Origin of the sequence: Vibrio sp. 10N.261.45.E2 (assembly GCF_002875705.1) — a bacterium.
Taxonomy (GTDB): Bacteria; Pseudomonadota; Gammaproteobacteria; order Enterobacterales; family Vibrionaceae; genus Vibrio.
On record NZ_MCZZ01000109.1, the window covers coordinates 90,653 to 108,635 of the forward strand.

Annotated in this window: 17 protein-coding genes; 4 read left to right on the top strand and 13 right to left on the bottom strand. The window is 43.7% G+C overall.

Annotated elements, in window-relative coordinates:
• The first annotated feature begins 145 nt into the window (after positions 1-145).
• Positions 146-1,270 (top strand): alanine dehydrogenase, encoded by a 1,125-nt coding sequence (ald, locus tag BCT34_RS07500; protein ID WP_008224299.1) that lies wholly within the window; start codon positions 146-148, stop codon positions 1,268-1,270.
• A 180-nt stretch (positions 1,271-1,450) separates the two neighbouring features.
• On the opposite strand, the gene BCT34_RS07505 is transcribed toward ald, so the two are convergent.
• Positions 1,451-2,647 (bottom strand): methyltransferase, encoded by a 1,197-nt coding sequence (locus tag BCT34_RS07505; protein ID WP_076650991.1) that lies wholly within the window; start codon positions 2,645-2,647, stop codon positions 1,451-1,453.
• Positions 2,648-2,792: 145 nt separating this feature from the next.
• Positions 2,793-3,767: an HTH-type transcriptional regulator CysB gene (gene cysB, locus BCT34_RS07510; protein ID WP_076650990.1), complete on the bottom strand. Its 975-nt coding sequence runs from the start codon at positions 3,765-3,767 to the stop codon at positions 2,793-2,795.
• 321 nt (positions 3,768-4,088) lie between these two features.
• Between cysB and BCT34_RS07515 the strand changes: the two genes are divergently transcribed.
• Positions 4,089-4,856, top strand: coding sequence for a DNA repair protein (locus tag BCT34_RS07515; protein ID WP_076650989.1), 768 nt, complete (start codon positions 4,089-4,091; stop codon positions 4,854-4,856).
• 143 nt (positions 4,857-4,999) lie between these two features.
• Positions 5,000-5,755 (top strand): tRNA isopentenyl-2-thiomethyl-A-37 hydroxylase MiaE, encoded by a 756-nt coding sequence (gene miaE / locus BCT34_RS07520; RefSeq protein ID WP_076650988.1) that lies wholly within the window; start codon positions 5,000-5,002, stop codon positions 5,753-5,755.
• A 103-nt stretch (positions 5,756-5,858) separates the two neighbouring features.
• Here the strand turns inward: miaE and pyrF are convergent, their stop codons facing one another.
• The 11 genes from pyrF to BCT34_RS07575 form a co-directional block, all read right to left on the bottom strand.
• Positions 5,859-6,554, bottom strand: coding sequence for an orotidine-5'-phosphate decarboxylase (gene pyrF / locus BCT34_RS07525; protein ID WP_017078954.1), 696 nt, complete (start codon positions 6,552-6,554; stop codon positions 5,859-5,861).
• A 125-nt stretch (positions 6,555-6,679) separates the two neighbouring features.
• Complete coding sequence (gene lapB / locus BCT34_RS07530) at positions 6,680-7,855, bottom strand: lipopolysaccharide assembly protein LapB (RefSeq protein WP_076650987.1); 1,176 nt, start codon at positions 7,853-7,855, stop codon at positions 6,680-6,682.
• A 12-nt stretch (positions 7,856-7,867) separates the two neighbouring features.
• Positions 7,868-8,140, bottom strand: a complete 273-nt coding sequence (locus BCT34_RS07535) for a lipopolysaccharide assembly protein LapA domain-containing protein (protein ID WP_017066774.1) — start codon at positions 8,138-8,140, stop codon at positions 7,868-7,870.
• 129 nt (positions 8,141-8,269) lie between these two features.
• A complete protein-coding gene (gene ihfB / locus BCT34_RS07540; RefSeq protein WP_017060238.1) occupies positions 8,270-8,554 on the bottom strand; it encodes an integration host factor subunit beta in 285 nt (94 codons plus the stop codon).
• A 100-nt stretch (positions 8,555-8,654) separates the two neighbouring features.
• A complete protein-coding gene (gene rpsA / locus BCT34_RS07545) occupies positions 8,655-10,325 on the bottom strand; it encodes a 30S ribosomal protein S1 (protein ID WP_076650986.1) in 1,671 nt (556 codons plus the stop codon).
• Between the two features lie 106 nt (positions 10,326-10,431).
• Complete coding sequence (cmk, locus tag BCT34_RS07550; protein WP_017060237.1) at positions 10,432-11,112, bottom strand: (d)CMP kinase; 681 nt, start codon at positions 11,110-11,112, stop codon at positions 10,432-10,434.
• A gap of 276 nt (positions 11,113-11,388) precedes the next feature.
• The gene (gene kdsB / locus BCT34_RS07555) at positions 11,389-12,135 is read right to left on the bottom strand and encodes a 3-deoxy-manno-octulosonate cytidylyltransferase (RefSeq protein ID WP_076650985.1); all 747 of its coding nucleotides are present in this window, start codon (positions 12,133-12,135) and stop codon (positions 11,389-11,391) included.
• The gene (locus tag BCT34_RS07560) at positions 12,135-12,314 is read right to left on the bottom strand and encodes a Trm112 family protein (protein WP_004741973.1); all 180 of its coding nucleotides are present in this window, start codon (positions 12,312-12,314) and stop codon (positions 12,135-12,137) included. The genes kdsB and BCT34_RS07560 overlap by 1 nt, the downstream gene beginning before the upstream one ends.
• The gene (lpxK, locus tag BCT34_RS07565; RefSeq protein WP_076650984.1) at positions 12,295-13,302 is read right to left on the bottom strand and encodes a tetraacyldisaccharide 4'-kinase; all 1,008 of its coding nucleotides are present in this window, start codon (positions 13,300-13,302) and stop codon (positions 12,295-12,297) included. Before lpxK ends, BCT34_RS07560 begins: the two co-directional genes overlap by 20 nt.
• Before the next feature lie 14 nt (positions 13,303-13,316).
• A complete protein-coding gene (gene msbA, locus BCT34_RS07570; RefSeq protein WP_076650983.1) occupies positions 13,317-15,065 on the bottom strand; it encodes a lipid A ABC transporter ATP-binding protein/permease MsbA in 1,749 nt (582 codons plus the stop codon).
• Positions 15,066-15,096: 31 nt separating this feature from the next.
• Positions 15,097-17,415: a DNA internalization-related competence protein ComEC/Rec2 gene (locus BCT34_RS07575; RefSeq protein ID WP_076650982.1), complete on the bottom strand. Its 2,319-nt coding sequence runs from the start codon at positions 17,413-17,415 to the stop codon at positions 15,097-15,099.
• A gap of 17 nt (positions 17,416-17,432) precedes the next feature.
• Here BCT34_RS07575 and BCT34_RS07580 point away from each other — a divergent pair, with 17 nt between their 5' ends.
• Positions 17,433-17,945 carry a DUF2062 domain-containing protein gene (locus BCT34_RS07580; protein WP_017060232.1) on the top strand — a complete coding sequence of 171 codons (513 nt, stop codon included), beginning with the start codon at positions 17,433-17,435 and terminating at the stop codon, positions 17,943-17,945.
• The last annotated feature ends 38 nt before the right edge of the window (positions 17,946-17,983 follow it).

Here is a 17,983-nt window from a genome sequence, read left to right on the forward strand (position 1 = left end):
CCTTATTACTTCCTTGCAAAAAAATATACTACAACTTTTTAATATTCAGTATCAAATTTTATCTGAACCTATCTATACTAGATATTAATTCGACAGAATTACCCTACACATAGATAAAACAACCAAAATAAAATGAGGAGTCAGGATGATCATTGGCGTACCTAAGGAAATCAAGAACCACGAATACCGCGTTGGTATGACCCCAGCTAGCGTGAGAGAACTAATCTCACACGGCCACCAAGTTTTTGTAGAAACCAATGCCGGTACTGGTATCGGTTTTTCAGACGATGATTACATCGCTGTAGGCGCATCCATTCTTCCTACTGCTGCTGACGTTTTCGCGAAAGCAGAGATGATTGTAAAGGTTAAAGAACCTCAAGCTGTCGAGCGAGCTATGCTTCGCGAAGGGCAAATATTATTTACCTATTTACACCTTGCACCAGATTTTCCACAAACTGAAGAGCTTATCAAGAGCAAAGCTGTCTGCGTAGCCTATGAGACTGTAACAGATAATATGGGTCGCTTGCCACTATTAGCACCAATGTCTGAAGTAGCTGGTCGTATGTCTATTCAAGCAGGTGCACAAACATTAGAGAAATCTAACGGTGGTTGTGGTCTTCTTCTTGGTGGCGTTCCAGGCGTTGAGCCAGCAAAAGTTGTTGTTGTTGGCGGCGGTGTTGTAGGTGCTAACGCAGCACGTATGGCTGTTGGTCTTCGCGCAGATGTGACCATTCTTGACCGTAACGTAGATACGCTTCGTCGTCTTGATGAAGAATTCCAAGGCCGCGCAAAAGTGGTTTATTCTACTGAAGACGCTATTGAGAAGCATGTTCTAGAAGCAGACCTAGTAATCGGTGCAGTACTGATCCCAGGCGCAGCAGCGCCTAAACTGGTTACAAAAGAGCACATCGCTAAGATGAAGCCAGGTTCAGCGGTTGTTGACGTTGCTATCGACCAAGGTGGTTGTTTCGAAACTTCTCACGCGACAACTCACGCAGACCCAACTTACATTGTTGATGACGTAGTTCACTACTGTGTTGCTAACATGCCAGGTGCTGTTGCCCGTACTTCAACTTACGCACTTAACAATGCAACACTTCCTTACATTGTTAAGCTAGCAAACAAAGGCTACCGCGAAGCACTTCTATCAGATAAAGGCTTCCTAGAAGGTCTAAACGTAATCCACGGTAAAGTAACTTGTAAAGAAGTTGCAGAAAGCTTTGACCTAGAATACGTAGATCCAGCAGAAGCTATCGCAATGTTTAACTAATGATGTAATGGCTAACTGAACGCAATAACCTTCTCGTTGAGCGTTCAGTTAACTCATGCACATTAAACAAAAAGCCAGAACGACATTATGTCGCGCTGGCTTTTTTTGTATTTATAACTTTTACTTTGCATTCAGAGTTTAGATCGTAAAAACACGTAACAATGCTGTTTACCGTTAGCGCTAGATCTTAACCCCATGAATCAATAGATTTCTTGGCGTAATACTGCGCTCGCAGAACTCTTCAATTGAAGCTTCATAACCTTGTTCTTGCAGGTAGAGTGCACGATCCAAAGCTAGCCATATCTCTAATGGGCGCCTGAAAACTTGTTGAACCAAACTCAGCTTTTCCATTTCGCAGAAAAGTGATTCGCCTTGAACAAGATAAGAATCAAAATCGATATCTGAACCCAGCGATAGTTCTTTCACTTCAGATGCCCAGCGGCAGAATGATTCAAATCCCTCAGCTAACTCTGATTTTTTGATACTCGGAACAGGTATGTACTCGTCGATTCCCTTTTCAGTCTTAAGCAGTTGGCTAAAGCCCAAACGGTAGCTCATCTCTAGTTGACGATGTCTCTTTACTCTTTCACCACCCGTAACGGTTTCTTGCAGCGGGATTCGCAAATCACTCTTGCTCAATGTTAAAGCCGAAGCCTTTGCCAGTTGTGACATCGGTTGGTAGTATTCGTCTCTAATCAAGTGATAGCAACAAGGAGAGATGGTTACTGCAGGTAGCCCATGTGAGACAGACTTTTTAACCAACTCGACATGAAGGTCACCACAGGCATGCAGTGCTACCGCATGTTGGTCTGAGTTAAATACATTATCGGCATCGTCTGAAAACGCGTCACCTTGAACAAAGCTCATCTCTAACTTAAGGTCATCTGCAATCTTTTGTCCGCTTTCGCATAACGATTGCTGCCATTCAAAACTAGTAACTTTTTGATCAGATTGCTGAGATAGAATTCGACCAAGAAAACCTTTGCCAGAACACCACTCGAGCCACTCTTTGCCTTGATGGTGCTCAAGTGCAGCCTCGCCCATCGCGACAATTTGGTTCAGTTTTCGACCAGGAATACCATCAGCAGTACCTCGAGGAAGCTCTAAGCCAACCAAAGCTGTGTTCTCGAACTGGATATTTTGAGCTGCGGTATCTAATTCAGGAAAGAAACGAGTCAGCTCCTCGGCCAAAAGCTGAGGCTGCTCTTTTAAAATTTGAATGCTCTCATTACTTAAGCTTTCTAACCAATCAACGAGCGGACGATTAACCTCTTTCCATGGCTGTTGTTGAGTTTGGCATAGATGAAAAGGTTCGGAACGCCAATAAATCTGGTGCTCTAGCAAAAATGAATCGAGTATTTTAAATCGTGAATGCATGCTTCCCCCTATGAAGCGTGGATTGTAGGGGTAAGACGCCGAAATGGAAAGGTTCGATGGAGAGACTTATACGAAAGCCAAAAGATCGAAAGAAAAACGGCCTGTAAATACAGGCCGAATAAGAATTTAAATTTACACAATGAGATTAACGAACTGGCAGTTCGATATCTTTGAACATCTCTTCGATCTCTTCATTCGATTTCAAAGAAATAGCTTGCTCAACCACAGGGCGAGTTAAGTGCGGTGCAAAACGTTCCATAAAGTCAAACATGTAAGAACGTAGGAAGGTGCCTTTTCTAAAGCCAATGCTTGTGGTGCTCGCACCAAATAGATGGCTTGCATCAATCGCAACCAAATCAGTATCTTGCTCGTGATCAATCGCCATACTTGCGATGACACCAACGCCAATTCCCATACGAACATAAGTTTTGATTACGTCTGCATCCGTTGCGGTAAACACAACGCGCGGTGTTAGACCAACTTTATTGAACGCAGTATCAAGCTCAGAACGACCAGTGAAACCAAATACGTAAGTCACTAAAGAATAAGCAGCAAGATCTTCTATCGTAACATTACGCTTCTGTGCCAGAGGGTGATCTTTAGTCACAACAATCGAGCGGTTCCAGTGGTAACAAGGCAGCATGATCGCATCTTGATAAAGGTGTAGTGCTTCCGTGGCAATCGCAAAATTCGCAGTTCCCTTAGCGACAGCTTCTGACATTTGGCTTGGTGTGCCTTGGTGCATGTGAAGCGATACTTTTGGATAGCGCGCCGTAAAACCTTTAATCACGTCAGGCAGTGCATAACGAGCTTGAGTATGAGTCGTTGAGATGTTCAATGTACCCATCTCTGGATGAGTGTGCTCACCTGCTACCGCTTTAATACTCTCAACGCGTGCCAAAATCTCTTGAGAGATACGAATGATATCCTCACCAGCTTGGGTAACCTGCGTTAGATGCTTGCCGCTACGCTCAAAAATCTGAATGCCCAGTTCGTCTTCAAGTAATCTAACTTGCTTACTAATGCCAGGCTGAGATGTGTATAAACTCTCTGCTGTAGCTGAAACATTTAGGTTATGGTTTACAACCTCAACAATGTACTTCAGTTGCTGTAACTTCATATCTAACCTCGTAATCCTTTACTCATTTCTGTGCTAACTTATTTGCAAAGAGAGCGTTATAGTCTCATGTAATATAATTAATAGTTATAACGCTTCAAACACAAAAATGACAGAAAAATTGAGCTTTTCTAGCTTAACAAACAAAAATATCACTAACGCTTTGCAACCCAACCCTCATTCTCATACATTAGTTGGTAAGTTTTGATTGCTGATTTCGCTCAACAAGAGATAATCAGAAATTGCAATTTACGAGTGCCGATACACCATGGAATCGTGTATCCTCTCTGGTTAGCTCAAGAAAACAAAAGCAGACATAAATATATGAATAACCCTGGTTTAATTATTGCCTTAGTAGCGATTCTTTTGGTGTTGGTATTAGGTTACAACATCATGCTTCAATATAAAGTTAAGGTAGAAACTGCGAAGAAACAGGAAGCTTCTCGCTATTTAACCATAATTGATGGAACCGAAGAGCTGATTGGTAACGCACACCATATGCCGTTTAGCCAAGACCTTCTTGTATGCTTAAATAACCGAATTCTTGATGCATTGGAAAACATGTATCAACTCGATCCTAAAAATAAGCAGCTCGCTCAACGTATCGAAAGCGTGAAGCAGCAAATCACTCAGCTTAAAGAGAACTATCAAGGTGGCGAGAGCACCGCTTTCCGTGTTCCAAGCAGTGATAAACAAGCGATCATGATGCTTAAGCTAGTCAAACGCCTTCGCGATACGGTTCGTAATGAACACAACAAAGGTCGTTTTGAAACCCAAGCTTATGTGGTTGAGAATGCTCGTCTTGAGACAATTCAAATTCGCATTAACATCGAGAACGTTATTAAGCGTGCAAACGACTCAATATCTCGCGGCCAACCAGGCACAGCAATTCAGTTACTGCGTAAAGGCATTGATGCGTTAGCTACCAAAAACGACTCATACTCTAATCAAGCAAAAGAGAAGCTTCAGCAGATGCTTAACGATCTTGATCAGAAGCGCCAAGATAAAAACGCGCAAGATTTGCAACAGATGGAATCTAAAGAGCGTGACGACGATATGGATGCCCTATTCGGTCAGAAAAAGAAATGGTAATCGTCTAACCCCAACAAGAAGTGGCCGCCTTATTTACTTAAATAGGCGGCCTTTTTTGTACCTAGTTAATTTCCTTTCTCCATATAGGGAGATCTCTTGGGCTGTGATAAAATCCTCACATTATCAACAAACTTTCCCTGACCATGTATCAAGAATTACTCGATCCAATCCACTCTTTTCTTAAAGCTGAAACGCCAGATTCATGGATAGATGAAGCTAAAAAACCCGAAAATCTTCACATCATTCTACGCGATCACATGCTTTGTGAGCTTAAAGCGGCTCAAAGTGCTCTGTTCCTGATCCGTAAGTACGCTGTTGATAAAGAAAGCGCAAAGCAACTGAATGAATGGATTTTGCCATACGAGCAATTTGCTTACCGTCGTATCGGAGATTTAGAGTCACTTCGTGGCAAGAGCAATGTATCAAAGCAAATTACAGCGAAAGAAGGCTGCAATTACGGCGCGGATCTGATCGATAAGATGGTATTACTGATCAAAGAAGAACTGCATCACTTCTATCAAGTAATGGAGTTGATGGAGAAGAAAGGCGTGACTTACCAGCCAATTGAAGCGGGTCGTTACGCGAAAGGTTTGATCAAACAAGTTAAAACTTATGAGCCTGATGCTCTGGTTGATAAGCTTATCATCGGTGCGTTTATTGAAGCTCGCTCTTGTGAACGCTTCGCTAAATTAGCTCCTTTCTTGGAAGAAGACATGGAGAAGTTTTACGTGTCTCTGCTTCGCTCAGAAGCGCGTCACTATCAAGATTACCTCGAGCTAGCAGAGCAGATCGCAGGGAAAGACATCTCTGAGCGCATTGCTCACTTTGCTCAAGTAGAAGCTGACCTTATTACTTCAGAAGACAGTGACTTTAAATTCCATAGTGGTGCGCCAGTTTAAATTAAACCAATCTAACCCAAACGAGTTCTGTTTCTCGAAAACAAACAAGAAGGCCAGCAATTTGCTGGCCTTCTTTATTCGTATCGCTAGCTATAAGAGAAACTTAAGCTAGAGTACCGTTAATCTCAGCAAGAACCGCTGCAGGGTCTATAGCTTGAGTAATTGGACGACCGATAACTAGGTAGTCAGAACCTGATTCAATAGCTTTAGAAGGCGTCATGATGCGCTTTTGATCACCAACATCAGCACCCACAGGGCGAATACCCGGAGTCACTAGTTTGAACTCTTGACCAAGTGCACCTTTCAACAATGAAGCCTCTTGCGCTGAACATACAACACCGTCTAGACCAGAGTTTTTAGTAAGAGAAGCCAAGCGCATTACTTGCTGTTGTGGTTCTAGGTCTAAACCAATACCTGCTAGATCAGACTGTTCCATACTGGTTAGTACTGTCACACCGATAAGCAACGGACGGTCTTTACCATAAGGTTCTAAGATTTCGCGAGAAGCCGTCATCATGCGCTCACCACCACTTGCGTGCACGTTCACCATCCAAACACCTAGCTCAGCGGCAGCACGTACTGCTTTAGAGCATGTATTAGGGATATCGTGGAATTTTAGGTCTAAGAATACTGAGAAACCACGTTTATGTAATTCACGAACAAACTCAGGACCAAACAAGGTAAACATCTCTTTGCCAACCTTTAAGCGGCAAGATGCAGGGTCAATACGATCAACAAAGGCTAACGCATCCGCTTGGTTGTCATAATCCAAGGCTACAATGATTTTTTGGTCGTTCATTTCATCTCCTAACGCAGTTAACTTTCTAAAAATTGTTCTATCACCTAAACAGATGATAAATAACAGTCATAAAAATGCAGCCCGAAAGCTGCAATTAATAATTTGGTCTTAAAATGACCACAAATCTATTCACCATCAAGCCCACGAATAGGCTTGATCGTCCCCCACCCTTTACATGATGGGCAGTGCCAATACATTGAGTGTGTTGAGAAGCCACACTGGCGGCAACGGTAATGCGGCTTAACCTTTAGCTGTTCACCAACCATAGATTGAAGTGTGGTTAAGCTGTCTTTTGCTCTACCTTCTTCTGCTTCCGCTAGGTGGTAATCGATTAATCGATAAAAACCTTTCATGGTTGGGTTTTTAACAAGTTGCTTCGTCAGCAGTTCTTGAGCAGAGCCTACATCTTCATGGTGAGCAACCAATTGCGCCAGCATCAGTTCGGCAGATACACCGGCTTTCTTCTGAATACACGCTTTGAGGAATTCAACCAATTGAGCTTCTTGTCCCAGCTTTTGGTAACACTCAGCAAGGGTTGGCAACACTTCACTAATGAAGTCGATGTCTTGTTCTAGCACCGACTCAAGACAGTCGATGGTCTTTTGGTAATCTTCGTTCGCTAAATGAAACTTACCTAAAGCAATGCTAGCACGAACACATTTAGGGTCTTCAGAAAGCGCCTTCTTAAAGTGTTGAAGCGCTTTAGAACGATTGCCATCGGCTTGTTCTTGCATCGCAAGCTCGCACCAAAAATGCGCTACTGTGGCACGCATCTTCATCTTTTTCTTGCCGAGCTTAACTAAGATATTTCCATAATGGATTGCCTTATTCCACTCACGGGTCTGCTGATAAATAGCAACTAACTGTTGCAGAGCACCCTCTTTATGGTCGGGTTCTTCTACAAGCTGCTCAAAGATTTTTTCGGCGCGGTCAAGAAAGCCAGAGACCATATAGTCTTTAGCCAATTGTTGCAGTGCGAGGTTTTTCTGATCGAGGGTAAGTCCCGAACGAGAGATGAGGTTTTGGTGGATACGAATAGCGCGGTCTACTTCACCTCTTGAGCGAAACAAATTGCCCAAAGCCAAGTGAGTATCAATGGTTTCATTGTCGACTTGAAGTAGTTCAATGAAGTGATCAACCGCTTTGTCAGATTGATCTGACAGTAATAGGTTCAAACCCGTCACGTATTGACGGGAGATCTGGTGTGATTGCTTTTGTTTTTCTTGCTGAGCATTACGATTACCCATATACCAACCATAAGCGGCTGCGATGGGCAAAAGTAAGAACAGTAACTCTAACATCAAATATAGCCTTTAAGCTTTAGTATCAGCAGCGACCTGCTTTGATTGCTTATTGAGTTGTTTCTTCAAGCGATGAATTTTAAGCTGAGACCGCATGTGCATATTACCAAAGACTAACCAAGCAAGAGCGAAGCCTGAAACGAACACAACACCTAATAAACTTGATAGGTGGAAGTCACCTTGCGCTAGCAGATAGTTGAAATTCACAGTAGTTTGGTTTTGAGAGCCTAAAGCCAGTGCAATTAGGAAAAGTGCGATAACGGCGACTATTTTTATAATTTTCATAGTTCATCACTCATTGGTTGGTTAGCTGTACGATTATGCAGGAAAATTACTAATCAGACCACCATATTATGGTCATAAAAAAGCGGCATACATTATAGTATGCCGCTTTTCTTAATTCCGATAAGTAGACTACATTCCTGAGTTTACTCGTTCACGCAGCTCTTTTCCTGGTTTGAAGTGAGGAACGTATTTACCTTCCAACTCTACCTTGTCACCAGTCTTTGGGTTACGTCCAACACGAGGCTCACGATAATGCAGAGAAAAGCTGCCAAAACCGCGAATTTCGATTCGATCACCACTTTCTAGTGTTGAAGCCATATGCTCTAAAATGTCTTTTACAGCGTCTTCAATTTCTTTTGCAGAAAGATGCGTTTGCTCAGCGCACAGTCTTTCAATCAATTCAGACTTAGTCATAGTTACCCTCGTTGGTTTTCTTTTTAGAAATTATAGACCTATCGGAAAAATAAGCAAAAAAAAAGGAGCCTTACGGCTCCTTTCTTAGCGAAAAATTAAATTATTCGCCTTTAGCAGCTTTGAATGCGTCTGCCATTGCGTTACCGAACGCGCCTTCTTCAGACTTGTTCAGTGAAGCCATTGCTTCTTGCTCATCAGCTTCATCTTTAGCTTTGATAGATAGGTTGATTACGCGGTTCTTACGGTCTACACCAGTGAACTTCGCTTCAACGCTGTCGCCAACGCTTAGGATTAGAGATGCATCTTCGATACGGTCGCGAGAAACTTCAGAAGCGCGGATGTAACCTTCAACGCCTTCGATTAGCTCGATAGTAGCGCCTTTCGCGTCAACTGCAGTAACAGTACCGTTTACAAGAACACCTTTCTTGTTGTCAGCAACGTATGCGTTGAACGGGTCGTTTTCCATTTGCTTAACGCCAAGAGAAATACGCTCACGCTCTGCATCTACTGCTAGAACAACAGCAGAGATTTCGTCGCCTTTCTTGTATTCACGTACAGCTTCTTCGCCTGCAGCGTTCCAAGAAATGTCAGATAGGTGTACTAGACCGTCGATACCGCCTTCTAGACCGATGAAGATACCAAAGTCAGTGATAGACTTGATCTTACCAGTAACTTTGTCGCCCTTAGCTTGCATTTCTGCAAATGACTGCCATGGGTTAGCTTTACACTGTTTCAGACCTAGAGAGATACGACGACGTTCTTCGTCGATATCAAGAACCATAACCTCAACTTCGTCGCCAACATTAACAACTTTAGAAGGGTGGATATTCTTGTTAGTCCAATCCATTTCAGAAACGTGTACTAGACCTTCAACGCCTTCTTCGATTTCAACGAAGCAGCCGTAGTCAGTTAGGTTTGTAACACGACCAGAAAGCTTGTGACCTTCTGGGTAACGCTTAGCGATTGCTACCCATGGATCTTCGCCTAGTTGCTTAAGACCTAGTGAAACACGAGTGCGCTCACGATCGAACTTAAGAACTTTAACTAGGATTTCGTCACCAACGTTAACGATCTCTGATGGGTGCTTAACGCGCTTCCAAGCCATATCTGTGATATGTAGAAGACCGTCAACACCGCCAAGGTCAACGAATGCACCGTAGTCAGTAAGGTTCTTAACGATACCTTTAACTTCAGTACCTTCTTGTAGAGTTTCAAGAAGTTCGTCACGCTCAACACTGTTTTCAGATTCGATAACAGCACGACGAGAAACAACAACGTTGTTACGCTTCTGGTCTAGCTTGATTACTTTGAACTCTAGCTCTTTGTTTTCTAGGTGAGCAGTGTCACGGATAGGACGTACGTCTACTAGAGAACCTGGAAGGAAAGCACGGATACCGTTAAGTTCAACAGTGAAACCGCCTTTAACTTTACCGTTGATGATACCAACAACAGTTTCAGCTTCTTCGCAAGCTTTCTCAAGTACGATCCAAGCTTCGTGACGCTTAGCTTTCTCACGAGAAAGTTGAGTTTCACCGAAACCATCTTCAACAGCGTCTAGAGCTACGTCTACTTCAGCACCAACTTCAACTTCAAGTTCGCCAGCAGCGTTCTTGAATTGTTCAGCAGGGATAGCAGATTCAGACTTAAGACCAGCGTCTACAAGAACGAAACCGTTCTCGATAGCTACTACAGTACCTTTAACGATGCTGCCTTGTTGGAATTCAGTTTCGTTTAGAAACTCTTCAAAGAGTTGAGCAAAAGATTCAGTCATTATTTAATCTTCAATAATTAAACGTCCATGGGTATCCTACCGCATGGGGTTGATAAATTCGCCGGTCATCATCCTTGCGACCAACGTTCGTACTAGCTCGGCGAAATTACCCAGCCAGTTTCGATTCAATATAGTGTAGTGCTTTTTCTACTACCTGCTCAATGTTCATTGAGGTGGAATCAAGCACTAGAGCATCCTCTGCAGGGCGAAGTGGCGCCACTGGGCGATTACGATCTCGGTCGTCTCGCTCTTGGATCTCGCTCAAAAGGTCGTCAAATTTAACATCTAACCCCTTCTGTTGCAACTGTTTAAGGCGGCGGCTCGCACGCTCTTCAGCACTTGCATCTAAAAATATTTTCGCTTCAGCTTCAGGAAACACAACTGTTCCCATGTCACGGCCATCGGCAACCAAACCTGGTGCAGCGCTAAATGCGCGTTGACGACGAAGCAGTGCTTCGCGAACGCGAGGTAAAGCAGCCACTTTTGAAGCCGCCATGCCCGTCTCTTCTTTACGAAGCTCGCCAGACACGTCTTCACCTTCTAGGATAACCTTAACTAAGTCGCCTTCAGCAATAAACTGCACGTCTAAGTGTGTAGCAAGCGGTACTAAAGCATCTTCTGATTCAGTATCCACACCATGGTGAATTGCCGCTAAAGCCAATACGCGATAGATCGCGCCCGAGTCTAGAAGATGAAAGCCTAGCTTATCTGCTAGCAACATACACAGGGTACCTTTACCTGCACCACTTGGTCCATCAACCGTAATCACTGGGCTTTGAGAAGGCATCTTTTACTCCACGTTTTGTCGTAAGTTTTATTCTGTACTAGCAATTCGCCACTACTTTATAGGCGGCATATTATAGAGAAAAATTGGAAGTCGAGCGAGGTAAATCTCAGATAATTCCGTGTTGATGATGCATCAAGCAATGCAACAGACTCAATATCCGTTTGCTTAGGTCAACGAGATACGCGCGTACTTTTCGATAGATAGAAAAAAGCCTCGCAATAAGCGAGGCTCCTGATTTCGTCTTTTGTGAGCAAAGAACAAGTAGTTCAAAGAGGTTTAGCCAATAATAGCTCGAACCGCTTCTAGATCTTCAGGCGTATCAACCCCTGCAGCAGGCGCTTCGGCAGCAACGTCTACATGGATTTTTTCACCGTACCAAAGTACGCGAAGTTGCTCCAGGCACTCGATACGCTCTAGGGTACTTGGTTGCCAGTTAATATATGTATTGATGAAACCAGCTCGGTAAGCATAGATACCAATATGACGAAGCAAAGGAGATTCCGCAGACGTACCATTGTTCGCGTAAGCATCGCGATCCCATGGGATGGTCGCACGGCTAAAGTACAGCGCATACCCGTCTTTATCTGTCACTACTTTTACTGCATTAGGGTTAAACACTTCATCAGCATGAGTGATCTCGACACCTAGCGTTGCCATCGGCGCAGTACTATTTGCTAGGTTATTCGCCACCTGATTAATGATTGCAGGTGGGATAAGCGGCTCGTCCCCTTGTACGTTCACAATAATGTGGTCATCAGGGATATTCATAACTTCAATCACTTCAGCTAGGCGTTCAGTGCCCGACTCATGATTCGGTGATGTCATACATACGGTCGCGCCAAATGCTTTAGCCGCTTTTTCAACTCGAGCGTCGTCGGTTGCGATAATAACTTTATCGGCACCCGCTTTCATTGACTGTTCGTATACCCACTGAATCATCGGCTTTCCGCCAATATCAGCCAAAGGCTTACCTGGCAAACGGCTCGATTGGTATCTTGCTGGTATAACAACCGTGTAAGACATTACTTGCCCTCGTCCATTGAAAGAGTGCGAGCTTCAGGTTCAAGAAGAACAGGAATACCCTCTTTAATTGGGTAAGCAAGGCGATCAATTTTACAAACAAGCTCTTGCTTATCCTTGTCAAAAGTTAGTTTACCTTTACAAACAGGGCAAGCAACGATCTCAAGTAGACGGTGATCCATAGTATTCCATAACCTCTTTTATTCTTTCTAAAATTTGCTGTTGCGAATCTTCATCAAACTGCGCAGAAACTGGAAGATACCACCAGTTGTCTTGAGCATATTCTTCGCATTTTACAGCGTCTTTTTCTGTCATAATAAGATTCATGCCTTTCTTAGCTAGGGCATGAAGTTCATCTTTATCAAAATCTTGATGGTCGGCGAAACCCTGAGTAAAAACTACATCACCATCAAGATCTTCCAATGTCTTAAAAAAGCGTGGTGGGTGACCAATACCGGCAAAAGCCACCAGCTTCTGCAATTCAGCTACCGATGCTTTCTGACCTGTCTTCAGGTTAACCGCTTGGCTTGGAAGCAAAGACATAGAGAACTCTCGCCCTTGCACTTTACCGCCATTGTTAACCAAAAAGTCGACCTCATCCAAGCGAGATACAGGCTCTCTCAATGGGCCTAAAGGAATCATACTCTCGCTGCCAAAGCGTCTTGCACCATCAATAACCGCAAATTCAACATCGCGTTCAAGCGCGTAATGTTGAAGGCCATCGTCAGTGATAATCACATCAACGCCTTCGCTCAGCAATGCTTTTACTGCATTAGCTCGAACAGGATCCACCGCTACAGGTGCTCCTGTTCGCTTGCGGATCAAACGAGGTTCATCACCCGAATGCTCTGCTGGCGTATTTTCATCCAGCACTAATGGATAGCTTGGTGCTTTTGCACCGTATCCACGAGACACGACTCCAGGTTTAAAGCCGTGAGTCTGAAGCATCTCCACCAACCAAATCACAACCGGTGTTTTGCCATTTCCGCCAGCGGTAATATTGCCAACTACAATTACGGGTAAAGGCGGGCGGTAGGTCTCTTTCTTGCCTGATAGATAAGCGTCACGACGTTGACTACTGATCATTTTGAACAGCAAACTCAGTGGCCACAATAGCGGCCAAAGAAGATATTTCAACGGGTGATTGTTAAACCAAATTTTTTCGATCACAACAAGACCTAATCTTATCCGCTGAACTGAATTCGGTGTAATTGTGCATAGGCGCCATCATGTGCGATTAGCTCAGCATGTGCTCCTCTTTCTACAATATGACCATCATCAACCACCAAAATCTCATCAGCTTGCTCGATGGTAGAGAGTCGGTGTGCGATAACCAATACTGTTTTATCTTTTTGCAGCTCTTCTAACGCAGATTGAATCGCTCTCTCTGACTCTGTATCCAGTGCAGACGTTGCCTCATCAAGAATCAACACCGGTGCATCTCTCAATAGCGCTCGTGCAATCGCAATACGCTGCCTTTGGCCGCCAGAAAGGCTCGCGCCATTTTCACCCACAACCGTATCAATGCCATTTTCCATACCATCGATAAATTCACTCGCATGAGCAAGCTTAGCTGCGTGTTCAATCTGTTCACGTGAATACTGTTCTTCTGCTGCGTAGGCGATGTTGTTCGCCACCGTATCGTTAAACAGGTGCACATTTTGAGAAACGAGAGCAAAGTGTTCGCGTAAATTTCTCAATTCATAATCGCGAATGTCGTGGCCATCAAGCTCGATTGAACCTGAGTCTACGTCATAAAAACGAGTAAATAGATTGGCAATAGTACTCTTACCCGAGCCAGATCGACCAACAAGTGCGACAGTTTTACCTTTCGGTATATTGAAACTGACCTTATCGAGAGCTGGCTTCTCTGCACCTTCGTAAGTAAACGTCACATCTTTTACCGCAACATCACCACTTACTGTTTCAGGTTTTAATGTACCTTTGTTTTGCTCAGTGTCTAAGTCTATCAAGCCAAACAGTGTCGTACTTGCAGCCATACCACGTTGGAATTCAGAGGTAACGTTGGTCAGTGACTTTAGAGGACGCATTAAACCGAACATCGCAGAGAAGACCACGGTAAACGTACCAGCAGTGAGCTCAGCTTTAATTGAGTCGACACTAGCAAGAAATAGAACAACAACAATCGCCACAGATGCGATCATCTGAATAATCGGGTTAGCGGCCGCTTGAGCTGTAACTAGCTTCATGCTTTGTTGGCGCATTTGGTTACTAACTTTATCAAAGCGGTGTTTCTCTACATCTTGGCCACCGTAAGTTAGAACGACTTTATGCCCTTTCAGCATTTGTTCAGCTGAAGACGCAACATGCCCCATGCTGGTTTGCATATTTTTAGAGATCTTTCTGAATCGCTTCGATACGATGCTGATCGCCCAAGCAACTAGTGGAGCAACAGCAAACAACACCAAAGACAACTGCCAACTGTTCCAGAACATCAGCGTCAACAAGCCAATAATACTCGCACCTTCACGGACAATACTGACCAACGCTTTACTGGTTGCAGCAGAAACTTGCTCTGAATCGTAAGTAATTCTAGATAGCAATGCGCCTGTCTGTTCTTTATCGAAGAAAGAAACAGGCATATGCATGAAATGGCTGAAAATCTTACGTCGAATTTCCATCACGACATTGCCTGAGACCCAACTCAAACAATAGGTTGAGACAAAACCACTGACACCACGAACGAACATCATGGCAAAGATAATAAGTGGAAGTGTACGTAAAAAGTCAGATTCAGCATTACCAAAGCCTTCATCAAGTAACGGCTTTAGTAAGGAAATCATATAGGTATCAGAAACGGCATTAATAATAAGCGCAATTACCGCAACACCTAGGCCGGCCTTATATAGTCGAATATAAGTCCAAAGTCTTTTAAATGTGACCCAGGTAGTTTCATCTGTTTGTGTTGACATAGAATCGCTTAATTTTCTCACAATAATTTATCTATTCTACTCCCTTACGGAGCATCTGCCTATACCACTGCCCGCCTTGTTGTTCTCTAATCGCATGATATTGCCAACCTTCTTCGCTAAGAGTGATGGTTATTTGTCCGCTTTCGCCAGTATCAAGCCAAGTACTCCCCGCATCTTGATAGCGTTCAACAACAGACTCACTCGGCATACCCCACTGATTGCCTTTAGCAAGAGAAGCTATCGCCAGCTGAGGTGACACGGCCTCAATAAACGGCTTAATCGATGACGAATCACTGCCATGATGCGGTACCAACATGACATCACTCCGTAGCTGTTCACCATCACGAGCAAGTAACCACTCACTTACCAATTCTATATCTCCAGTGAGCAACATTGAAAAATCTGTACTTGGATCTGAAATCTTGACCACACATGAATGTGGGTTATACGCTCTCTTCACTTGCTTGGGAGGCCACAATACTTCGAAAACAATATCTTGCCAGCTCCAATTCTCTCCAATAATACATGCTTGAAGTTTAGACTGAGATTGGGGCTGTTGATTTCTGTTCTGACTGGTTCTTATCCACTTAGGATCGTAGCTCTCAAGTAATACTGGATAGCCACCAGCATGGTCAGAATCAAAATGACTCACAATCACGCCTTCTAATTCATGAATCCCCCTCTGGTTCAAAGTAGGAATCAACAAGGATTCGACAACCGAGCCTCCTGGCCATGCGTTGCCAAGATCATAAATAACGATCTGACTGTTCTTTTCCAACACCAAAGACAACCCATGCCCAACATCCAAGATATCGATAGTTAGTTTGTCTTGCTGAGGTTTGCCGAACTCCCACCATAGTACGAACACGACAATTACCAATATCGATACTGTTTTCTTGAAATATCGACTAACAAAGCTCAAAAACAAGATAAGGAATACAGATAACGCAATCGTCTGATTATCAACTTGGATCCAAAATCGTTCAGAGAAAGGAAGACTAAATACGAGAGGCTCGAGCGATAAATCTACTAACTTCCACAGCTGGCTTACTAAACTATTTTCTAGCTCTATTAAACTAACCACACCAGACACTGATTCCGATATTAAGCTAATAAACATTGCCAGAAACAACAACGAGATCGTCACCACCGATACCCAAGGCAAAAGGAGTAAATTGTAGAAAACAGAGACCAAACTGATTCCTTTGAAAAATAGCATCGAGAAAGGCGCGATCAGGAATGTCAACATCAGTTGAATCTTAATCAGTTTGAGGGCATGGTCGAAAAATGTAGAGGTTGAAGCTGAACGCTGAGTATTTAACGCGATATAAAGGACGGCGCCCAATGCACCAAATGACAACCAAAAACTGCTCGACAAGGCTGAAAACGGCCAAATAAGTAGAACGACGCATAGACTTAAAGCGACATACCGAAGCAAGTTAACATTCTGCCCACGCCATAAGAAATAACTGGCGAGAACGCACATGACTAAAGCTCTCAAGGTTGGCAGAGTGAATCCAGCAAACCAACTATAGAAATACGCCAAGCCGAGCCCGAACATCGTAGGAAACCAAAGAAATGAAGGGGAAAGTAATCTGCAGATCTTGCCAACCTGATAGCCAATACCAAAGGCAATTCCGATATGGAGCCCAGAGATAGCCATCAAATGAATCAAGCCACTACTTTTAAGTAAGTCCCATCGCTGAGGGGGAATAAGGTCTCGATATCCAAAGCTCAAAGCGACAATGAGGTCTTGATTTGCTAACAAGCTTAACCTTTCAAGGCTGGTTTCAAACCATCGGGAGCGCAAGTTGGTGCTTGAGTGAATTCGATATTGGGTATCTGGCCTATAAGTTGCATTGGCAACCACACCAGTACTAAACAAGTACTTTTCTTGATCAAAGCCGGCTTCATTGAGTTTGCCCCACACAGGCTTTATGGACACCGATAAATAGACATCATCCCCAAGCGTTAACTTAAAAGGAGTAAACAAACGCAATTTTATCAATTGAGGAAAGATTAATTTTTCGCCGCCAATTGATCTGGCTACTATTACGCTTTCAAAACCGTGGCTATTTTCACTAAAAAGGCTAACAACCGACGCATTTATGGTAGTATTCTGCCCTGATTGGAATAAGCGACTCGTTTGTATTTCAATCGCATTCCCTAGGCAGATAACGAGTAACAATGCTGTTACTGAACCTCTTGCACTCCGGAAAACGCTATACTTTGTTGATGCTAGCAATAACAACAGCATCAATGGTGCCCAAACCCAATGCGGCATCACAGGCCAGAAGCTGGCAGACACAACTGTCGCAGCAAATGAAATCAAGAACCAAGTGTTAAACAAGAGAGTAGCTTCCTCCTATGCCAAGAAAGTTTATCAAACGATTTATGCCTGACCATGATCTAATCAAGCGTCAGAAAGCATTGAAAGTTTTTGGCAATGTTTTGTACAACCCCAACTTATGGTGCCTTAATCGTCGCTCTGCGGCCGGCGCGTTTGCTGTTGGGTTATTCATGGCGTTTGTCCCTCTACCAAGTCAAATGATTATGTCTGCCGGCCTTGCTGTTGCATGTGGCGTTAACCTGCCTTTGGCTGTCGCACTTGTTTGGATCAGTAACCCGGTTACCATGCCTGTTCTGTTCTACTTTGCTTATAAGGTCGGCGCGTTTGTTATGCATGTGCCACCTCAAGCCTTTCATTTCGAATTGTCTTGGGACTTCATCTTGGCGCAAATGAGCACCATCGGGCCTCCGTTCTTGTTGGGTTGTCTGATTTGTGGTGTGGTTTCAGCAATGATTGGCTACTTTGGTATTCGCGGCTTATGGCGTTACTCAGTAGTAAGAAGCTGGAAGAAGCGACAAGCAAGGCACTGAATATCATTCCTTGTTACTCAATCTAACCTTGTATGCGC